General features: G+C 59.9%; 17 protein-coding genes and 1 pseudogene. 9 read left to right on the top strand and 9 right to left on the bottom strand.

The genetic code is table 11. The features are described 5' to 3' along the window. Positions 1-32: 32 nt before the first annotated feature. A complete protein-coding gene (locus tag ACA073_RS26220; RefSeq protein ID WP_497400602.1) occupies positions 33-998 on the bottom strand; it encodes a CobW family GTP-binding protein in 966 nt (321 codons plus the stop codon). A gap of 27 nt (positions 999-1,025) precedes the next feature. Between ACA073_RS26220 and ACA073_RS26225 the strand changes: the two genes are divergently transcribed. Continuing rightward, a complete protein-coding gene (locus tag ACA073_RS26225) occupies positions 1,026-1,382 on the top strand; it encodes an NADH:ubiquinone oxidoreductase (RefSeq protein WP_497400604.1) in 357 nt (118 codons plus the stop codon). Positions 1,383-1,412: 30 nt separating this feature from the next. Here ACA073_RS26225 and zigA read toward each other — a convergent pair whose 3' ends face one another. After that, the gene (zigA, locus tag ACA073_RS26230; protein ID WP_497400606.1) at positions 1,413-2,621 is read right to left on the bottom strand and encodes a zinc metallochaperone GTPase ZigA; all 1,209 of its coding nucleotides are present in this window, start codon (positions 2,619-2,621) and stop codon (positions 1,413-1,415) included. 111 nt (positions 2,622-2,732) lie between these two features. Here zigA and folE2 point away from each other — a divergent pair, with 111 nt between their 5' ends. The 6 genes and pseudogenes from folE2 to ACA073_RS26260 all read left to right on the top strand — a co-directional run bounded on the left by folE2 (position 2,733) and on the right by ACA073_RS26260 (position 7,160). Continuing rightward, positions 2,733-3,629, top strand: a complete 897-nt coding sequence (gene folE2, locus ACA073_RS26235; RefSeq protein ID WP_497400608.1) for a GTP cyclohydrolase FolE2 — start codon at positions 2,733-2,735, stop codon at positions 3,627-3,629. Beyond that, positions 3,626-4,294: a metal ABC transporter ATP-binding protein gene (locus ACA073_RS26240; RefSeq protein ID WP_497400610.1), complete on the top strand. Its 669-nt coding sequence runs from the start codon at positions 3,626-3,628 to the stop codon at positions 4,292-4,294. Before folE2 ends, ACA073_RS26240 begins: the two co-directional genes overlap by 4 nt. Beyond that, a complete protein-coding gene (locus ACA073_RS26245) occupies positions 4,294-5,160 on the top strand; it encodes a metal ABC transporter permease (protein ID WP_497400612.1) in 867 nt (288 codons plus the stop codon). The genes ACA073_RS26240 and ACA073_RS26245 overlap by 1 nt, the downstream gene beginning before the upstream one ends. Before the next feature lie 11 nt (positions 5,161-5,171). After that, the gene (locus ACA073_RS26250; protein WP_497400614.1) at positions 5,172-6,047 is read left to right on the top strand and encodes a metal ABC transporter substrate-binding protein; all 876 of its coding nucleotides are present in this window, start codon (positions 5,172-5,174) and stop codon (positions 6,045-6,047) included. Next, a pseudogene (locus ACA073_RS26255) lies at positions 6,044-6,151 on the top strand (carbonate dehydratase); the annotation flags it as partial. The gene ACA073_RS26250 and the pseudogene ACA073_RS26255, both read left to right, overlap by 4 nt. A gap of 118 nt (positions 6,152-6,269) precedes the next feature. Further along, complete coding sequence (locus ACA073_RS26260; RefSeq protein WP_497400616.1) at positions 6,270-7,160, top strand: His/Gly/Thr/Pro-type tRNA ligase C-terminal domain-containing protein; 891 nt, start codon at positions 6,270-6,272, stop codon at positions 7,158-7,160. Between the two features lie 151 nt (positions 7,161-7,311). On the opposite strand, the gene ACA073_RS26265 is transcribed toward ACA073_RS26260, so the two are convergent. After that, positions 7,312-7,833 carry a DUF3617 domain-containing protein gene (locus ACA073_RS26265; RefSeq protein WP_497400618.1) on the bottom strand — a complete coding sequence of 174 codons (522 nt, stop codon included), beginning with the start codon at positions 7,831-7,833 and terminating at the stop codon, positions 7,312-7,314. A 132-nt stretch (positions 7,834-7,965) separates the two neighbouring features. Between ACA073_RS26265 and cls the strand changes: the two genes are divergently transcribed. Continuing rightward, positions 7,966-9,405, top strand: coding sequence for a cardiolipin synthase (gene cls / locus ACA073_RS26270; protein WP_497400620.1), 1,440 nt, complete (start codon positions 7,966-7,968; stop codon positions 9,403-9,405). On the opposite strand, the gene cfaB is transcribed toward cls, so the two are convergent. From cfaB to hflK (ACA073_RS26295), 5 genes are all read right to left on the bottom strand, one after another. Beyond that, a complete protein-coding gene (gene cfaB / locus ACA073_RS26275) occupies positions 9,402-10,586 on the bottom strand; it encodes a C17 cyclopropane fatty acid synthase CfaB (protein WP_497400622.1) in 1,185 nt (394 codons plus the stop codon). The genes cls and cfaB overlap by 4 nt on opposite strands. A 190-nt stretch (positions 10,587-10,776) precedes the next feature. Continuing rightward, complete coding sequence (locus tag ACA073_RS26280) at positions 10,777-12,687, bottom strand: cation-translocating P-type ATPase (protein ID WP_497400623.1); 1,911 nt, start codon at positions 12,685-12,687, stop codon at positions 10,777-10,779. Next, positions 12,684-13,742: a protease modulator HflK gene (gene hflK / locus ACA073_RS26285; protein WP_497400625.1), complete on the bottom strand. Its 1,059-nt coding sequence runs from the start codon at positions 13,740-13,742 to the stop codon at positions 12,684-12,686. The genes ACA073_RS26280 and hflK (ACA073_RS26285) overlap by 4 nt, the downstream gene beginning before the upstream one ends. Next, on the bottom strand, positions 13,739-14,779 hold the full coding sequence (gene hflC, locus ACA073_RS26290; protein ID WP_497400627.1) for a protease modulator HflC: 1,041 nt from the start codon (positions 14,777-14,779) through the stop codon (positions 13,739-13,741). Before hflC ends, hflK (ACA073_RS26285) begins: the two co-directional genes overlap by 4 nt. After that, entirely contained in the window at positions 14,776-16,737 is a 1,962-nt protein-coding gene (gene hflK, locus ACA073_RS26295) for a protease modulator HflK (protein WP_497400629.1), read from the bottom strand. Before hflK (ACA073_RS26295) ends, hflC begins: the two co-directional genes overlap by 4 nt. 216 nt (positions 16,738-16,953) lie before the next feature. Here hflK (ACA073_RS26295) and lpdA point away from each other — a divergent pair, with 216 nt between their 5' ends. Beyond that, positions 16,954-18,354, top strand: coding sequence for a dihydrolipoyl dehydrogenase (gene lpdA, locus ACA073_RS26300; protein WP_497400631.1), 1,401 nt, complete (start codon positions 16,954-16,956; stop codon positions 18,352-18,354). A gap of 121 nt (positions 18,355-18,475) precedes the next feature. On the opposite strand, the gene ACA073_RS26305 is transcribed toward lpdA, so the two are convergent. Further along, positions 18,476-18,949: an Lrp/AsnC family transcriptional regulator gene (locus tag ACA073_RS26305; protein WP_497400633.1), complete on the bottom strand. Its 474-nt coding sequence runs from the start codon at positions 18,947-18,949 to the stop codon at positions 18,476-18,478. Positions 18,950-19,077 lie beyond the last annotated feature (128 nt).

Here is a 19,077-nt window from a genome sequence, read left to right on the forward strand (position 1 = left end):
AGGAGCTGCCGAAGGCTGCGATCTTTTGATCTTCAATTCGACCGACAGTCGGCCAAACCTCTTTGCAGCAACTCAATATCCTGCGGCTCACTGAAAATCAGCTCAATCCGCGAATCCCGGCGCCACTCGCTGAGCTGCCACGCCAGTGCCGAGTTATCCAGCGCATTCGCCGAAACCCAACCCTCGACGCTGTGGATAACCAGCTTCGCCCGCCGCCAGCCAAGGCTTTCGAGCCACCGGCCAACGCGCGCTGAATCGAACGTCTGGCTCGGATGCCAGCGCCAGCCGATGCTCCAGCCGCCGTCCTGTTCCTGGCTCAGGCAAATCGGCAAAGCGGGATCAGTCCAGACAGCAGGCATCTGCGCCAATCCTTTGGGGGCGATGAAGTTATCCACACCCGCCATAGCCTGTGTCTCAAGGCCTGGTAACTCGCTTAACGGGAGAACCGCCTGCTGCGTCCAGTACAAACGCCGCGCCGGCAACTGCACAACGATTCGCTGACGATCACCTTCGTCGAGATTTTCCGACTTGTTCAACAGCAGCAACCCGGCGCTGCCCAACGCCTCCTGCTGCGTCACCGGCAGCGGTTTGCCAGCGGCGAGCGCCTCGGCATCCAGCACCAGCACGCAGGGCTGCACCGCCAGCACGCCGACCCACGGCGCCTCACTCAACTGTTTCAGCAACTGCGCCGGATGCCCGAGCCCGGACGGTTCGATAAACAACCGATCCGGCCGTGCCTTGCGCAGCAAACGCCCGAGGCCGATCTGAAACGGCGCACCGTTGACGCAACACAAACAGCCCCCGGCCACTTCACCCAGTGCGATACCATCGGCGTCCCGGGTCAGCAACGCAGCATCGATGCCGATCTGGCCGAACTCGTTAATCAGCACCGCCCAGCGCTCGTTCGCCGGTCGCTGCGCCAGCAGGTGCTTGATCAAACTGGTCTTGCCTGCGCCCAATGGGCCGGCAATGACGTGAGTAGGAATGTTCTGCAACATGGTCAGTGTTTTCTGAGGAGGTAAAGGATGCGGTTGATTGGCTGGACGTTGCTCTTGGCGCTGGTTTCCGGCGAAGCGCTGGCCCAGGCTTGCGTGGTACATACCACGGCTGAGCGACTGGACGTGAAAGTCTGTCAGCAGAACCGAAACATCCCGGAAAAGCTCTTCGCCGATGGCTTCTGTCTGCCGAACCTGCCTGGGCAGAAAGTCGAGGTGCAATACGTCGACCAATGCCCCGGCGGCGCCTTCGGCGTATGCAGCAATGCTCAAGTCGCCAATATGCCTTACCGGCAGGATATTCACTATTACGGCGTGGCCACCGACGCTGCGTACCTGAAGCCGTTTTGCGAAGGCCAGAGCCAGGGCAACTGGCTCAAGCCTTGATCCGCTAACTCAGCCAATCGAGGGTCAGGATCACGCAGCTTCCTCTTCATGCCAGGGGCCGAACGGGTCCGGCAGCAGCCGCCAGCCCTCGACGCCTGACGCCATTTCATCATCGGTCAGCAGGCAATCGTCCAGCTCTGCGGTGAGTTGGGTGAAGTCGATGTTCTGGCCGATGAACACCAGTTCCTGGCGGCAATCACCGGTGGTGGCGTTCCAGTTTTCCATGATCGCGCAGGTGCTTTCTTCGTCTTGCGGCCATTGGGTTTTCGGCACGAAACGCCACCAGCGTCCGGCAAAACCATGGCGCATCAAACCGCCCGCCTGGGACCAACTGCCCGCGTCCATGGGCTTGCTCGCCAGCCAGAAAAAACCTTTGGAGCGCAGCAGTTTTCCGTTCACCCATGGCCGGTCGATGAAGCTGAAAAAGCGTTGCGGGTGGAAGGGTCTGCGTGCTCGATAAACCATGGAGGCGATGCCGTACTCCTCGGTTTCCGGCACGTGCTCGCCGCGCAGCTCTTGCAACCAACCTGGTGCCTGCGCAGCTTTTTCGAAATCAAAACGACCGGTGTTGAGAACTTTCGCTAATGGGATTTCACCCATGACCATCGGGATGATGTCGGCTTGCGAGTTCAATCGTTCAAGGATCGCGATCAGCTCCTGACGCTCGCGGCGGCTGATCAAGTCGATCTTGCTGATCAGGATCACGTCGGCGAATTCAATCTGCTCGATCAACAAGTCAGTGATGGAGCGTTCGTCCTCCTCGCCGAGGGTTTCGCCCCGAGAAGCGAGGCTTTCGGCGGCCTGATAGTCGAGCAGGAAATTCAAGCCGTCGACCACAGTGACCATGGTGTCGAGCCGTGCGATGTCGGCCAGGCTTTGCCCTTCTTCGTCGCGGAAAGTGAAGGTTTCCGCCACGGGCAGCGGCTCGGAGATGCCGGTGGATTCGATCAGCAAGTAATCGAAGCGGCCGTCCCTGGCGAGCTTGCTGACTTCTTCAAGCAGGTCTTCGCGCAAGGTGCAGCAGATGCAGCCGTTGCTCATTTCCACGAGTTTTTCTTCAGCGCGGTTCAGGGTGACGTCACGCTGAACTTCGCTGCCATCGATGTTGATCTCGCTCATGTCGTTGACGATCACCGCGACTCGCAAGTTTTCGCGGTTACGCAGTATGTAATTGAGCAGCGTGCTTTTGCCGGCGCCGAGAAAGCCCGACAGGACGGTCACAGGGAGACGATGGGGCATCAGGAATTCCTCACAGGGATGCCCGGTCGCAATGTCGGGCTCAAAAAAAGCGTAGTCGATTCTAATGTAATAACATAACATGTGAATCCGACTTCCACGATGGACCTGCTCATGAATGCGCTGACTCTGCCGGATATCGCCGCGCAGGCCTCACGCCAAACCCTGCCACTTGAATGGGTGGGCATGTGCGGCATTGCTCTTCCAATTATCTTCGATGGCCCGCGATTGAGCGCGAAGGCCGATGCGGGCGTAAGCCTCGACGACGGAGACGCACGGGGGATTCATATGTCGCGGTTGTATCTGGCGCTGGAAATGCTCGAGCAGGAAAACCTGACGTCAACCTTATTGCGGCGTGTATTGCAGCGATTTCTCGATACGCATGAAGGTCTGTCCAACAGCGCTTACCTGAAAATCCACTCGGATTTACTGCTCAAACGGCCGGCCCTCATCAATCCATTGGCCGGTTGGAAAACCTATCCGGTTAGCATCGAAGCGCGTTTGAAAAACGCAATGTTCCACGTGGAACTAAAAATCGACATCCCTTATTCCTCAACTTGCCCCTGCTCAGCTGCGTTATCCCGGCAACTGATACAGCAACAATTCGTCGATGACTTCGCCAACAAGTCACTGCAACACGCCGAAGTTTTGGCTTGGCTCGGCTCCGCAAAAGGCATCGTTGCGACGCCTCATAGCCAGCGCAGCAACGCGCAGTTAAAGCTTCGTCTCGACGACTATCTGGATGACCTGCCACTGATTGCGCTGATCAACGATGCCGAAGCCGCTCTCGGCACGGCCGTGCAAACCGCCGTAAAGCGCGCCGACGAACAAGCCTTCGCCCTCGTCAATGGGCAAAACCTGATGTTCTGCGAAGACGCCGTTCGACGCTTGAATATGGCTTTGAAACGCTCTCCCGGCATCAACGCATTCCACCTGAAAGTCGTCCACGCAGAAAGCCTTCACGCCCACGACGCCGTCGCCGAAAGTCGATGGAACTGGGAGGCCGCATGATTCGCTGCGAGGCTTTGTGCTGGGGAGCGCCCGGACAAGCGCTCACGCCGGCGCTGGATTTCGAATTGCCCAAAGGCAGTCTGACCGCCGTAATCGGTGCCAATGGCTCGGGCAAAAGTAGTCTGTTGAAAGTCCTCGCCGGCCTGCAAAAACCACTGACCGGCAAAGTGATCCTTGATGTTCCACGCAAAGGCTCAGTCTCATTCCTCCCCCAGCAACAACACCTCGACCGGCAATTCCCGATCAGTCTGCAAGAGCTGGTGGCCGCCGGTTTCTGGGGCAGCAAACAATCACCCGAAGTCCGAAGCCAACGCCTCGAAGCCGTGCTGGAAAAATGGTGCCTGACCGGTCTGGAGCAGCGCCCATTGATGGCCCTCTCCGGCGGCGAATTGCAGCGCGCCCTGCTCGCTCGTTTAAGCCTCACAGAAGCACCTTTGCTGCTACTCGACGAACCCCACGCCGCCCTCGATGAACTCGGTCAGTCACTGCTGTATAAACACATCCACGCCTGGCACGCCGAAGGCCGAACCCTTGTGGTCGTGTGTCATGACCTGGCCGCTGTTCGCCAACACATTCCTCAAACGCTGCTGATCAAAAGTAGCGGCTGCGTCCTCGGCCCAAGCACCGACCTGATCCGCCAACAACCCAAAACGCAGGTGGCCTGATGCTAGCGGCCGCTCAACTTTGGCAACCCTTCCACGAGTTCGTCTTCATGCGCCGGGCACTGCTCGGTGGATTGGTGTTGGCATGCAGCACGGCACCGCTCGGGGTGTTTCTGATCCTGCGGCGCATGAGCCTTATCGGCGATGCGGTCGCTCACGGCATCCTGCCCGGCGCTGCGCTTGGCTTCTGGTTCGCCGGACTGAGTCTCCCGGCGTTGACCATCGGCGGCCTCGGCGCAGGCCTGAGCATGGCCGGGCTCGCCGCGTGGATCACCCGCCGCACAGGTCTGAGAGAAGACGCGAGCCTCGCCGCTATCTACCCGATTTCCCTCGCCGGCGGCGTGCTGATCCTCGGCATCGCGGGCAAACGTCTGGACCTGCTGCACCTGCTCTTTGGCTCGGCGCTGGCGGTCGACGGCCCCACGTTGACCGGCATGTTGTGGGTCTCTGGATTCAGCTTGATCGCCATGGCACTCATCTACAAGCCGCTATTACTGGACACCCTCGACCCACTCTTTTTGCAAACCGTCAGCCGACTCGGTCCACTCGCCCACGGTGTGTTTCTGACCCTGGTGGTACTGAACCTGGTGATCGGTTTCCAAGCCATCGGCGCATTGATGGTCGTCGGCCTGATGATGTTACCCGCCGCCGCATCACGATTCTGGAGCCGTCGCTTGCCCGTGTTGATGGGCATCGCCGCCCTGCTCGGCTGCCTCTCGGTGTGGCTCGGTTTGTTGCTGTCGTTCTACTGCTCGCTGCCCAGTGGTCCGGCGATCGTGCTGGTGGCTGGCGGTTTGTATCTGCTGTCCGTGGTGTTCGGTCCGGTGCACGGTTTGCTGCGCCGCCCGCCTTTGCTCACATCCCAATGAGGTGTTGCCCGATGCGCGCTTTACTCGTGCTGTTCAGTTTGATGCTGTCGATGTCGCTGTCCGCTGCGGAAAAACTTCAGGTGGTCACCAGCTTCAGCATACTTGCCGACATGACCCATCAGGTCGGCGGCGAGCATATCCAGATCACCAACATGGTCGGTCCCGACGCCGACGCCCACACTTACGAGCCGACGCCCGATGACGCGATGGCCTTGCTGAAAGCCAAACTCATCATCAAAAACGGACTGGGTTTCGAGCCATGGCTGGACCGTCTGGTGACCAGCACTGAAACCAAGGCCCCAGTCATCAGCGCAAGCCACGGCGTCATTCCGCGCTCGCTGGATGAAGACGGCGAGACCGCTCCCGACCCTCACGCCTGGCACAATCTGGCGAACACCGAGCTGTACATCAGCAACATCACCAAGGCGCTGATCGTCGCCGACCCGGCGAACAAAACCGACTACGAACGCAACAGCCAGGCCTATTTGAAACAGATCTACGCGCTGCTCGCCGAAGCCAAGGCCAAGCTCGGTTCGCTGCCAGCGGGCAACCGCAAGATCGTGACTTCCCATGACGCGTTCGGTTATCTCGGTCAGGCCTATGGCATCGACTTCATGGCGCCACAGGGTCTGTCCACCGAGCGCGAGCCCTCGGCCACCGAAGTCGCTGCACTGATCACCCAGATCCGACAGGCCAAGGTCAAAGCGGTGTTCATGGAAAACATCAAGGACACACGTCTGCTCCAGCAGATCGCCGATGAAAGCGGCGCGCACATTGGCGGCACCTTGTACTCCGATGCGCTTGCCGCGAGTGGTCCGGCCAGCACCTTCGCCGGCCTGTTCGAATACAACCTCAACACCCTGTACGAGGCGTTGAGCAAACCATGATCCACAAGAATCCTTCAGGTGATTTACCGCTGATTGCCGAGTCTGCGTACGTGGACAAAACCGCGATCATTTGCGGCAAAGTGGTGATCGGCGAGAACGTTTTCGCCATAGCGTCAACACCACGCTAGTGTCCGGACAAATCGCATGGCGCGACAAAAGTCTTAATGACAACTGTCAGGGTTTAGCTCTACGGTTGATGCGCTAGCACTCGAGAGCACCGACATGATTCACATCACCCTGAGCGATGGTTCATTGCGTGAATACGACCAACCGTTGTCGGTGTACGAACTCGCCGCGAGCATCGGTCCCGGGCTGGCCAAAGCGGCTGTCGCAGGGCGGGTCGACGGCGTTTTGGTGGATTGTGAATTCATGCTCGAAGCCGATGCCCGGGTCGGTATTGTCACGCCGCAAGAGCCCGACGGGCTGGAGATTCTTCGTCGGTCCTGCGCGTTGGTGTTGGCGATGGCCGTGAAACAGCTTTATCCAAAAGCGCATTTGCAGACGGGATCGGCGTTGGGTGATGGCTTCTTCCATGAATTCGAGCTTGAGCGTCATTTAAACCTGGTCGACCTTGCCGGCATCGAAGCGCGCATGAGGACACTGGCGGCGACCAATCATTCGATCCGCCGCCGCATCACGCCTACAGAACAGTTATCGTCCTACCTGCTGGGGAACTTCGAGTGTGTGTCGACGGGTCCGCATGTTCCAGCAACCCAAGTGTTGCAGGCCTTCGCGCTCGATCACATCAGCGGCACGTCACCACAGCGGATCTACGGCACCTGCTGGTCCTGCCAGGAGGAACTGGACAACTGGCGGGCACCGCCGCACGTGATGATCGTCAGCATGGATGACCGTCAGGCGCATTATGCGCAGTCGGTGACGGAGGCGTTGCGCAGAAGCGGCGTGCGCGCTCGCGCAGATCTGCGTAAGGAGAAAGTCCGCCACAAGATACGCGAGCACAGTCAGCAAGTACCGTATCTGGTGGTGATCGGGGAGAAAGAAAAAGAAGGCGGGTTTGTCAGTGTGCGCAGCCGCACGGGGGAGGATTTCGGCCAGATGGCGGTTGATACGGTGTGTGCCTGGCTGAGATCAACTGGCATGGCGGGTGCCTGAACGGACGCCATCGCGGGCAAGCCCTAATTGTAGGAGCGAGCTTGCTCGCGATGGACTCAAGAGCGCCGCGTTTAGCCAGTAAACACGCGTTTCCGTTAAAGACCATCGCGAGCAAGCTCGCTCCTACAGGGATAGCGTTCCGACAAAGCTTTTAGGCTCTCGGCTTAACAGTCCCGCAATCTTGCCCCAACCAGACCGCGCGAGTATCAAGACTACCCTTCTGCTGAATGCCGGTAGCGTTGAAGGTGCCGTTGACCTTGGTGGTGAACTCGCGATCACTCAAGAAAGTAGCCACACCCGCACCCTGCGCTTTCGGGCAGCTGAAGCGGAATTTCCACTGGTTGCCGGTGCGCTCGGTGATTTCCTGTTTGCAGCCCGATTGCGGATCCGTCAGCGGGATGTTGTCGGTTTTCACTTGCTCCGGCGTCAGGCAAGCGCGAATGCCCTTGCCGCCCATCGTGATGCCCTGCTTCTCCAGCTGCGCACGCTGTTCAGGGGTGATCTGACTCTGTATCTGGCCGAGGATCAATTGCAGATCCGGCATGTTCTGGTCATCGACCTTCATGTTGCTCGAGGTCAATTCCCACAAGCCCGGCTGCAGCATCTGCGCCTGAGCGGCCACCGGAAGTGCCAAACCAAAAGTCACGGCTAAACCCAGCAAACGAACGTTCATCGTGTAACTCCTGATCAGTAGTGGCCGTTAGACGTCAGCCGCAGGCTTCGGTTCATGGGCCAATTAAATAGCGACATTCTGCACGGAACATGGTCTGTTAAGCATTGAATTCTTCAGGAGCAAGGCTGCCCCATGGATTATTTTGGACCGCATGTTTTCGGTTATCTGATCGCACTGTTGCACTCATTAGGGTTGATCGCCGCCATCCATGCCGTATTGACCGTTCGGACCGCCCAGGGCTCGATCGCCTGGGCCCTGTCGTTGCTGTTCATCCCCTACCTCACACTTATCCCGTACCTGGTCTTCGGCCGCAGTACGTTCGATGGTTACATCAAGGCGCGGCGACAGGCCAACGAGGAAATGCGCAAGGCCATCTCCGAGTTGAACTGGCGGCCGTGGGTAGAAGAGGCGCTGACGGCACGCGCCTCAAACGCTTACGCCTCATTAAGGGCAATGCCGAAGCTAGGCCGCATGCCGTGCCTGGCGAACAATGAGGTCCGCCTGCTGATCAATGGCCCGGCCACTTTCGAGGCGATTTTCGAAGCCATCAGCCACGCCAAAGCAGCCGTGCTGATCCAGTTCTTCATCATCCACGACGACCGCCTCGGCCAGCGCCTGCAAACCTTGCTGTTGAAAAAAGCCGCCGAAGGCGTCGCCGTTTATCTACTGTACGACCGTATTGGCAGCCACTCCCTGCCCCACAGTTACGTGCAGCCATTGCGGGATGCGGGTGTCGAGGTGAAAGCTTTCGCGACGCGCAGCGGCTGGCTCAATCGCTTCCAGGTCAACTTCCGTAACCACCGCAAGATCGTCGTGGTCGACGGCGTGTTGGGCTTCGTCGGCGGACACAACGTCGGCGACGAATACATGGGCGAGAAACCACCTCTGGCGCCGTGGCGCGATACCCACGTACGCGTGCGTGGGCCGGTGGTGGCCTGCATGCAGGAGTCTTTCGCCGAAGACTGGTTCTGGGCGGCGCGGTCGTTGCCGCCGTTGATACTGCCGGATGTGTATCCGGACGACGGTGTTCTCTGCCAATTGCTTGCCAGCGGCCCGGCAGATTCCTACGAAACCTGTTCACTATTCTTTGTCGAGGCCATCCACGCGGCGACGGAGCGGGTGTGGATCACCAGCCCCTATTTCATCCCGGACGAAGCGGTGTTCGCGGCGTTGCGGCTGGCGGTGCTGCGGGGCGTCGATGTGCGGCTTCTGCTGCCGTCGCGGCCCGACCACCGGATCGTCTACGCCGCCTCCAGTCTGTACGCCTTCGAGGCGGTACGCGCCGGCGTGCGGGTGTTCCGCTACGAACCCGGTTTCCTGCATCAGAAAGTGGTGTTGATCGACAGCGAAATCAGCGCCATCGGCAGCGCCAATCTGGACAACCGCTCGTTCCGGCTGAATTTCGAAGTGATGTTGCTGACGGTCGACAGTGTGTTTGCCGGCGAAGTGGAACAGATGCTCAACGACGATTTTGCGCAAGCCCATGAAGTCGCCAAAGAAGAAAGCCGGGAGACCCACCGCCTGCAACAGGTCGGCATGCGGATCGCCCGGCTTATTTCTCCGATACTTTAAGGGTTGTAGATGTCGTCGCGAGTCCATGGCAGTTCATGGCTGCCATCGGGGTGCGCTTTCACCGCGAGGATCTGGTGCAGATTGATCCAGCCCCTGGCGAACGCATAAGCGCATCCCGCCAGGTACAGCCGCCAGATACGCAGTGCCTGCTCAGGCACGAGCTTGCCGGCAGCTTCCAGATTGTCTTCCAGATGTTCACTCCAGTGGTCCAGGGTGCGCGCGTAATGCAGGCGCAGACTCTCGACATCGACGATCTCCAGACCCGCTTCGCTGATCTCGGCAGAAATCATCGACAAGTGCGGTAGCTCGCCATTGGGGAACACATACTTCCCGATGAATTCCCCGGCACCGCGCCCCACCGGACGGCCATCGATGTGCTTGGCGGTGATCCCGTGGTTCATCACCAGACCACCCTCTTTCACCGCGCCGAACAACGTTTTGCAGTACTCGGACAGGTTCTCGTGCCCCACATGTTCGAACATGCCGACGCTGACCACTTTATCGAAGCGCCCATCCTGAGGCAGATCGCGGTAATCCAGCAGTTGCAGCTCGACCAGATCGTCGAGGCCTTCGGCCGTTACCCGTTCACGGGCCAGGGCCAGTTGCTCTTTGCTTAGCGTGATCCCGAACACTTTCGCGCCGAACTCCCGCGCCGCATAGCGCGCCAAACCGCCCCAACCGCAACCGACGTCCAGCAGATACTCACCAGGTTGCAGTCGTAACTTGCGACACAAGTGACGGAATTTGGCTTGCTGCGCCTGTTCCAGCGTTTCACTCCCGGTCTCGAAATACGCGCAGGAATACGCCATGTCACTGTCGAGCCACAGCTGATAAAACGCATTGGACAAGTCGTAATGATAGGAAATCGCGGTGGCGTCGGTTTCCTTGTCGTGGGGGGTGCGCACGGGATGACTTTCCAGGTCGCCCAGCATTGCCTGGCTCCATTCATCAACGACGCGGATCACGTCGCTGATGGAACCCTCCAGCTCGACTTTGCCCTCGACAAACGCCGCTCCGAGCGCATCCAGGCTTGGATGAGTGAATTGGGTAACCAATTGTGGGTCCTTGACCACAATCGTGACGCTGGGCGTCGGCCCCAGATTGAATTCATGGCCGTCCCACAGTCGCAGGCGTAACGGTAGCTGCAGATTCTGTAAGGCCGGTGGAAGTTGCGCGAGCATGGAATATCCCCCTTGTTTCAGACGTCTGATGTGAGGTTAGACCATCCTTGAAAAATAGCAGGCTAACGATTTAATAGCCCTTTCCATGACCCGCAGCGTTCAAACCCAACCGTCGCAAATTCACAGAAGTGATTGCCCTTACCCTAGAGGACTGCGAATTCTGCGCACAGTTCTGAAAATTACAAATCCCTCAAACGTCGTCCTTCATCTTCAGCAACGGCTCTTGGAAACGCAGCAGCCGTCCGGCGTTCCCCAACACCAGCAACGTACTCAAGTTATGCAGCAACGCAGCAATCATCGCCCCCGCCGCGCCGAGCCAGCCGAATGCGGCGAAGGCCACTATTGCCAGCGTCCAGCCCAGCCCGATGATCACGTTGACTTGCAATGTGTTCCGGCACTGGCGACTCAAACGCACGCAGGTGCCGAGCCGACGCAGATCACTGCCGATCAGCACGATGTCGGCGGACGCCAAGGCAATGTCGGCCCCGCCCGCCCCCATGGCAACGCCGACCACACCGGCCTTGAGGGCCAGCGAATCATTGATGCCGTCACCGACCACCATCGGCCGAAAACCGCTGCCGATTTCTTTCAGCACGCGATTGAGTTTGTCCTCGGGCAAGGCCTGAGCCTCGACATCGACGATCCCGACGTCCCGGGCCAAGGTATTTGCGACACTCTGGCGATCGCCTGTGAGCAACAACTGCCGGCCCAGCCCGAGCTCACGCAACTCGCTCAAGGCAAACCGCGCCTCAGGTTTGACGCTGTCCGCCAGCAACAGCCAGGCGAGAAATTCACCATTGAGTGCGAGCCCGGCAATCGGGCCATCGTGTTCGGGAACCGCTGAAGTGGGGATGCCCAATTGTGCGAACAGCTCTGGACGACCGAGGGCCGCTTCGCCCTGCTCCGTCATCGCCACCACGCCCAGGCCTTGGCGTTCGTGAATGTCCGAGAGCAGCAGAAAATGTTCCTGAGTGACCAACCCGGCAAGCGCCCGACTGACCGGATGGCTGCTGGCGGAACCGAGGCTGGCGGCGAGTTTCAATACGTGGCTGCGATCTTCCAGCGGGCTGTCGATGGATTGCAGGCGCAAGGTGCCGAAGGTTAGCGTCCCGGTCTTGTCGACCACCAGTGACGTCAGGTCTGCCAGCTCTTCAAGAAACGCCGAACTGCGAATCAGAATTCCGTGGCGAGCGGCAACCGCAACCCCGGCAATCGCCGTGGCCGGTGCCGACAACACCAGCGCACACGGACAGGCTGCCACCAACACCGCGAGCATCGCCTGTGCATCGTTGGTGATGAACCAGGTGACGGCGGCCAGCAGCAACACCAACACCATGTAGCTGCCAGCGTAGCGTTCCAGCAATCGGGTGATCGGCGGTTTGGAACGCTCGGCGCTTTGCATCAGCGCGATGACTTTGCCGAGGGTCGATTCGCTGCCCGTACGCGTCACTTCAATACGCAGCAGGCCGTCGAGGTTGATCGCCCCGCCGAACACGGTCATGCCAACGCCCGCCTCCACCGGCACCGACTCACCGGTGATCGAAGCCGTGTCGAGACTTGCCTGACCGGAGAGCACGCGGCCATCGGCCGGCACTCGGTCGCCGGCGCGAACTTCCACACGGTCGCCGGCCTTGAGTGTGCCGTTGTCGACTTCGACGATGGAGCCATCTGCCTGAACCTTGCGCGCATGGCTGCGCGTCAGTTTGCCCAGCGCGTGAATCGCTTCCTGGGAACCGATCACGCTGCGCTCTTCCAGTACGTGGCCGAAGATCATGATGATCGGCAATAACGCAGCGGTCAGCAGATCGCCGGTCGCCCAGGCACCGAGCATGGCCAAGGCGATCAATTGATCCGTGATTCCGTGCAAGCTCGGATAGCGCAAGCTGTACCAGGCCGAACGCATCACCGGTACGGCCACCAGCAATGAGGCAAAACCCAACAGCAATTGACTGACGCCGGTCTGTTCTGGCGACCACCAACGCCAGCTCAAACCCAGCGCCAACAAACCCAATGCAAGCATGGCCAGGGTCAACTGGCGGGCGGCGCTGCGTTGTTCGGCCGAGGACAACAGGCTCGGTGCGGCGGCGGTTTGTGCGGTCATTGTGCAGCTCCCTGAATGATCAGGCGGGAATCGTCTTTCGGATTGACCGTGGTTACTGAGCCCGCTTGCCCGAGAATTTTCGGCATGCGCTCGCGATAGATGCGCAGCAGCATTTGCGGGTCGGTGCCCTGTTGTTGCGCCTTGGCCAGACTCAACACAGTGGCCGTGTCGGCGGAGGCTTTGGCCAGCCGTTCGCTCGCTTGAGCGTGAGCGACCTGCAACGTACGGTCGGCTTGTTCGTTGGCGGTTTGGCTAAGTTTCTCGGCTTCAGTGCGTGCGTTTGCTACGGCTTTATCGGCTTGCTGACTCGCCGTCAGCACCGCGTTGAAGGCGTTGACTGCCGGTCCCGGCAGACTCGATTGCACATCGACGCGCGCCACTTCGATGCCCAGCCCCTGCCCGGTCGCCGTGAGATCTGCGAGACGCCGATTGATGCCTTGCACCAGATCACCGCGCAGGCGCTCACGTCTTTCGGCCGCCTGTTTGTCCGCACCGATCAGTTCCGGTCGCGCCACCAGAATGGTGTCCAGATCGCGGGCGGCCGTCAGCGCCACGGCACTGCGAGTCACAAGGCGATCCAGTGCCGGTAGCACATGTTCACCTTGAAGCACGAACGCATAGGGTTCGGTAACTTTGTAAAAGACCCGCACATCCAGTTGCACCACGCCGGCGTCACCGGTCAGCAAATAACCCGACCCCGCGAGGGCATCACTGAGTGGCGTGGCGAATGTGGCGACCCGGTCGGCCTGCAACGCGGCATCGCTACGCAGCAGATTGGCGACCCGACGCTCGATCACCCGGTCGGCCGCCGGCAGCAAAATGACCTGCTCGAACGGTCTCGGCCATGCCAACAGCAGACCGGCATTCTGAATGCGATCCAGCGCCCCAAAGTGCAACACCACCGCGCGATACTGCGGGTCGATTTGCCGAACATTGGAAAACGCCCAAGCCAACGCAGCCAATACCGTCACCGCATACAGCGCGAGAAAAGCCAATCGCCCGGCCTGAATCCAGGGGCTGCTCAACTCATTTGTTCCACGTGGAACCAAACTCATGGCTGCGACCCGGACTTGTTATCGAGCGTCGGCGGACCGTCAACCAACACCCTGAACGGCGCAGCATCAGTGCGCAAAATCAGTTTGGTTCCGGGCGTGACGATGGTGCCCAAGGTGTCGAGGGAGCGCAGCAAGTTATACAGCTGCGGTGAACCGGCGTAAGCGCGACCATAAATCTGCGCAGCTTCGACGCGGGATTGAGCTTCGATGTCAGCGGCTTTTACCGTGGCATCGGCCTGAACAATTCGCGCATCACGTTCGGCGGCTGAGCGAATTTGCGCCGCTTCACGTTTGCCAATCGCCGTGCGTTCGGTGGCGATTGTTTCACGCTCCGCACGCATGCGATCAACCGTGGCGGTCAGGGTCACCGACGGCAAGGTCAAACGTTCGATGCCGACTTGCAGCACGCGAACGCCATACGTGGTCAGCAACTGCTGATCGATTTGCTGACGCAACTGCGCTTCGAAATCGGCAATGTGCACCTGATTGGCGTCGGTGTTTACAAGATTGGCCAGATCAAAACTGCTGGCCGTGGTTTCCAGCGCAGAGCCAACAAAGGTGCGAATCTGCCGCGCCGCTTCATCCGGCTGATTCTGCACGGCGCGCATGAAGCGCTGCACATTGTCCGGATCACCTTGAACCTGCCACGCCACGTAAGCCTGCACGATGATGCGTAAACCGTCTCGTGTGCCCACGTCCTGTAACCCACTCGACGTGGTGCGTAGACGCAAATCGACAGGAATCGCCGCTTCAAAGGGTGCGGGCCAACGCCAGCCCAGCCCCGGTTCAAGCAACACCCGCGACGGATTGCCGAAGCGCGTGATGACCGTGGCCTCGCCGGAACGCACTTGCACCAGGCTCGCTGCCGCGATGGCAAACGCCACCAGCAACGCCGCCCATCCCATGCGCCGCCACGGGAAGGGACCGGCTTCTTGTGGATCGCCGTGGTGGTGATGGTGATGCCCGTGATGATGCCCGCCATGGCCGTGATCGTGCCCGGCGTGGTCAGCATGATCGTGGGTTTGCGACTGGCTCATTTGGCAGCTCCTGGCTGAGCAGTTTGACGCGACGGCGCGGGGTCAGCCGGCAGCGTGAACGTACGGAGGTCGATGGACGGCGCGTTGTTGCTGCCGCCCAAACGATGATCGAGAACCAGCAACTTGGCGTTGGCCAATCCTTGGGAAAGCTGGCTGAAATACTGCTCCAGCACGAAGGCCTGACCGGCACTGGCATAGGCTTTTTGCTCGGCGCTGAATTTCAGATCCGCTGCCTGCGCAGCCGCATTGATTTCACGAGCGTTGGCCGTCGCCTGATCGCGAGCGATGCTGGCCTGCAATTGCGCCTGATGGGTCGCCTCTGCTGCCGCGCCGCGTTCGCGTGAGATCAACGTCTGGGCACCAATCTGTGCAGCTTGCACGCCGTGATAGGCGTTGGCCGCGCCGGCCGGCGGATGAATCGCCTCGACCACGGTCGCAAGAATTTCCACGCCGCTGCCGAGTGTTTGCAGGTCGGCCTGCACCGCGTGGCCAATCTCTTCGGCGAGCCCTACCCTGTCCTCACCGAGCAAACCGTCGAGGGTTCGCGAGGCGAAATCGTGAACCAGAATCCGGCTGGCGGTACTGCGGATCAGCGTCGGCACATCAGCATTGTTGTAGGTCGCGGCCAACGCCGCTTGATCCGTCAGGCCGATGCGGTAAACGAACCGCACGTCCATGTTGACGATCTGGAAGCTCTGCTTGTCGGCACGGCTACTGGCGATGACTTGGGATTTGTCATTCACATGGCTGGCGTCCCACAAGCGATTGGCAACGGCCGGTGCCGGACCTTCTGCGGGCTCCGCCGCAACGCGCGCCGCCGCTTCGCCGACACTCGTCGCCAACTCATGGACCACACCGTTCTCGACGCTCAACACTCGGCCCAGCGGCCACGGCAAACCCGCATGCAAACCGGGACCGAACACCTCCACCGGTTTGCCGAAGCGCTCGTAGATGCCCCGACCTTGCAGGGGGATTTCGTGAATGCCGGTCAGCGACCACCCGACAATCGCGACCACCGCCAGCACCGGCACAAACGCGCGACGCATGTAGGTGAACGCCCAGATTTGCCGCAGATCAATGCCGAAGCGGTTATGCAGTTCATGCTGCAACGCCAACAGCGGTTGTGGTGGCCAGCGCAGCATGTCGGCGACGAAGCTTCGAGCCAGCAATGCAGGTTCCAGTTGTTCGCGCCGGGGACTGAACAATGACAGTACTGCTCGAAGCAGCAGTTCCACAGCGACGAGCCCCGGCAGCAGCCCGATCAGCACAGCCAGTCGCACCGGCCAGACCGACACCTCGCTACCGAACAACAGACACAACGCGCTCAGCACAAGACTGATGATTGCCACGCGAGTCAGCTGGGCCAACTGCCCTGCTTCAGGCCACTGGGCCACGTTTTCCTGGGCAAACTGCCGCTCCAGCACCAGCAAACCGAAGGCCAGCAACAACGACAATGCAGCACCGACATTGGCCGAAAAGCCTGGCGCTGCAGGGGGTAGAGCAAGGTTCCAGACCTGGCTGATGCTGAACAGCGCCAACAACGCCCAACCACCGAGCCACAGCGTCGGGGCGCCGATCTGCACCAGCATCCGCGTCGATCGTTGGCTGATTTGCTCCAGTAACTGTTCATACCAGCCAACCGGAGCGTCAGCAGCGACGTCGACCTCCACCGGCAGCGCTGCGGGATTCATCGCCCGAGCACGCCATTGCGTCACCCACCACGCCGATTGCAATCCGGCGATCAGCACCAGCAGACCGGCACTCTGGTTGACCAGCAACGCTGGCCAAAGCGATTGCGGCGCAAACAGCCCGACAAAAAACGCCAGCACCAGCCCTGTTCCGGCGAGCGCGCCGAGGCCGATTGCCAATTGCCGCAATCGTCGCCCTTGAAAGACTGCCTGCTGAAAGCGCGGTAACCCGGCTACCGCTACTCCCTCAACTTCGAGATCGACTTGCATACCACCCCAGTGTTTTCTTTGCTCAAGGCGCAATTCGTTACGATATAACGAAAGTCGTGAAATTTTTGTACTAAATCGTTCTATCTAAAGGCGCACAACCTGTCGCTTGGCTGAAGCCTTGACCAAAAGGCTGAGGAGCGCACATATTACGCTCGTAATTTTATCTACGAACTACGTTTATCCAGCCCGATTCCCATTCAATCCAGGAGCAAATCCATGAGCAGCTATGACGTCGTGATTCTGGGCGGAGGCCCCGGCGGTTACAACGCAGCGATCCGCGCCGGCCAACTGGGCCTGAAAGCCGCTTGCGTTGAAGGCCGCGCCACCCTGGGCGGCACCTGCCTGAACGTGGGTTGCATGCCGTCCAAGGCGCTGTTGCACGCTTCCGAACTGTACGACGCGGCCATGGGCACTGAATTCGCCAACCTGGGAATCGAGGTCAAACCCACGCTCAACCTCGCGCAAATGATGAAGCAGAAGGATGAAAGTGTGGTCGGGCTGACCAAGGGCATCGAGTTTCTGTTTCGCAAAAACAAAGTCGACTGGATAAAGGGTTGGGGGCATATCGACGGCCCGGGCAAAGTTACGGTAACGGATAGCCAGGGCGGAAAGACCGAACTGAGCGCCAAGGACATCATCATCGCCACCGGTTCCGAACCCACTCCCCTGCCCGGCGTTGAGGTCGACAACCAACGCATCCTCGATTCCACAGGTGCGCTTTCTCTATCCGAAGTGCCCAAGCATCTGGTGGTGATTGGCGCCGGGGTCATTGGCCTGGAACTGGGTTCGGTGTGGCGGCGCTTGGGCGCACAAGTGACGGTCGTCGAATTTCTCGACCGGATCTGCCCCGGCGTGGACGGTGAGGCAGGCAAAACGCTGCAACGTTCGTTGAGTAAGCAAGGCATCAATTTCAAGTTGAGTTCGAAAGTCACCAGTGCCACCACCTCGGCCAATGGCGTGCAACTCAGCGTTGAACCGGCGGCCGGTGGCGCGGCCGAATGGCTGGAAGCCGATTACGTGCTGGTGGCCATCGGGCGCCGGCCTTACACCCAGGGTTTGGGGCTGGAGAACGTCGGACTCGCTACTGATAAACGCGGCATGCTCGCCAACAAAGGCCATCGCACTGAAGCGGCCGGCGTCTGGGTCATTGGCGATGTCACGTCCGGGCCGATGCTCGCGCACAAGGCTGAAGATGAAGCCATGGCCTGCGTCGAGCAGATCGTCGGCAAGGCAGGCGAGGTCAATTACGACCTGATCCCCAACGTCATTTACACCCGACCGGAGCTGGCCAGCGTCGGCAAGACTGAAGAGCAACTCAAGGCTGAAGGCCGCGCGTACAAGGTCGGCAAATTCCCGTTCACCGCTAACAGCCGGGCGAAGATCAACCACGAGACCGAAGGCTTCGCCAAAGTGCTGGCCGATGAGCGCACCGACGAAATTCTCGGTGTGCATCTGGTGGGCCCGAGTGTCAGCGAAATGATTGGCGAATATTGCGTGGCCATGGAGTTCAGCGCCTCCGCGGAAGACATCGCGCTGACTTGTCACCCACACCCGACCCGCTCCGAGGCCTTGCGCCAGGCGGCGATGAATGTGGAGGGGATGGCGACGCAGATGTAGGGCGGGAGATTTGCGGTGTCGGGTCTACCGCCTTCGCGAGCAAGCCCGCTCCCACTTTGGTTTTGTGTACGCCATAGAACCAATGTGGGAGCGGGCTTGCTCGCGAAGGGGGCAACTCGGTCTAAAGCGGCAAATGCTCTAAAGGCAACGCCCCCGGCGTCTTCACCGTGTGAATCGCAAAGTTGCTGCGGATATCGCTCACGCCCGGCAACTTCAGCAAACTCCCGGTGAGAAAACGGTCGTACGCACGCAGATCCGGCACCACCACCTGCAACAGAAAATCCGATTCCCCTGACACCAGAAATGCCGAAATCACCTCGGGCAACGCTGTCACAGCCAGACGAAAAGCCTCGGCCTGCTCGTCGTTATGGCGCTCAACCTTGACTCCGACAAACACCGTCAGCCCCAGCCCGACTTCATCGCGATCGAGATTGGCCTGATAGCCGCGAATCACTCCCGCGTCTTCAAGCATTCGTACCCGACGCAGACAGGGTGACGCGGACAGACCGATCTCGTCAGCCAGTTGCACGTTGCTCAACCGACCATCCCGTTGCAGGGCCGCGAGAATCTTGCGGTCGTAGGCGTCCAGTTTCATGTTTGGCAGATCCTGATGGTTCAGTGGTCATTGAATGGCAGGTTATGCCAACCAAAGACTATTTAGAAGCAAACTACGCAACCACCTGCCCTGCCCTTCAGCCCTAGACTGGCCCTACCGAACCGACA

This window comes from Pseudomonas sp. LBUM1670, assembly GCF_059695695.1.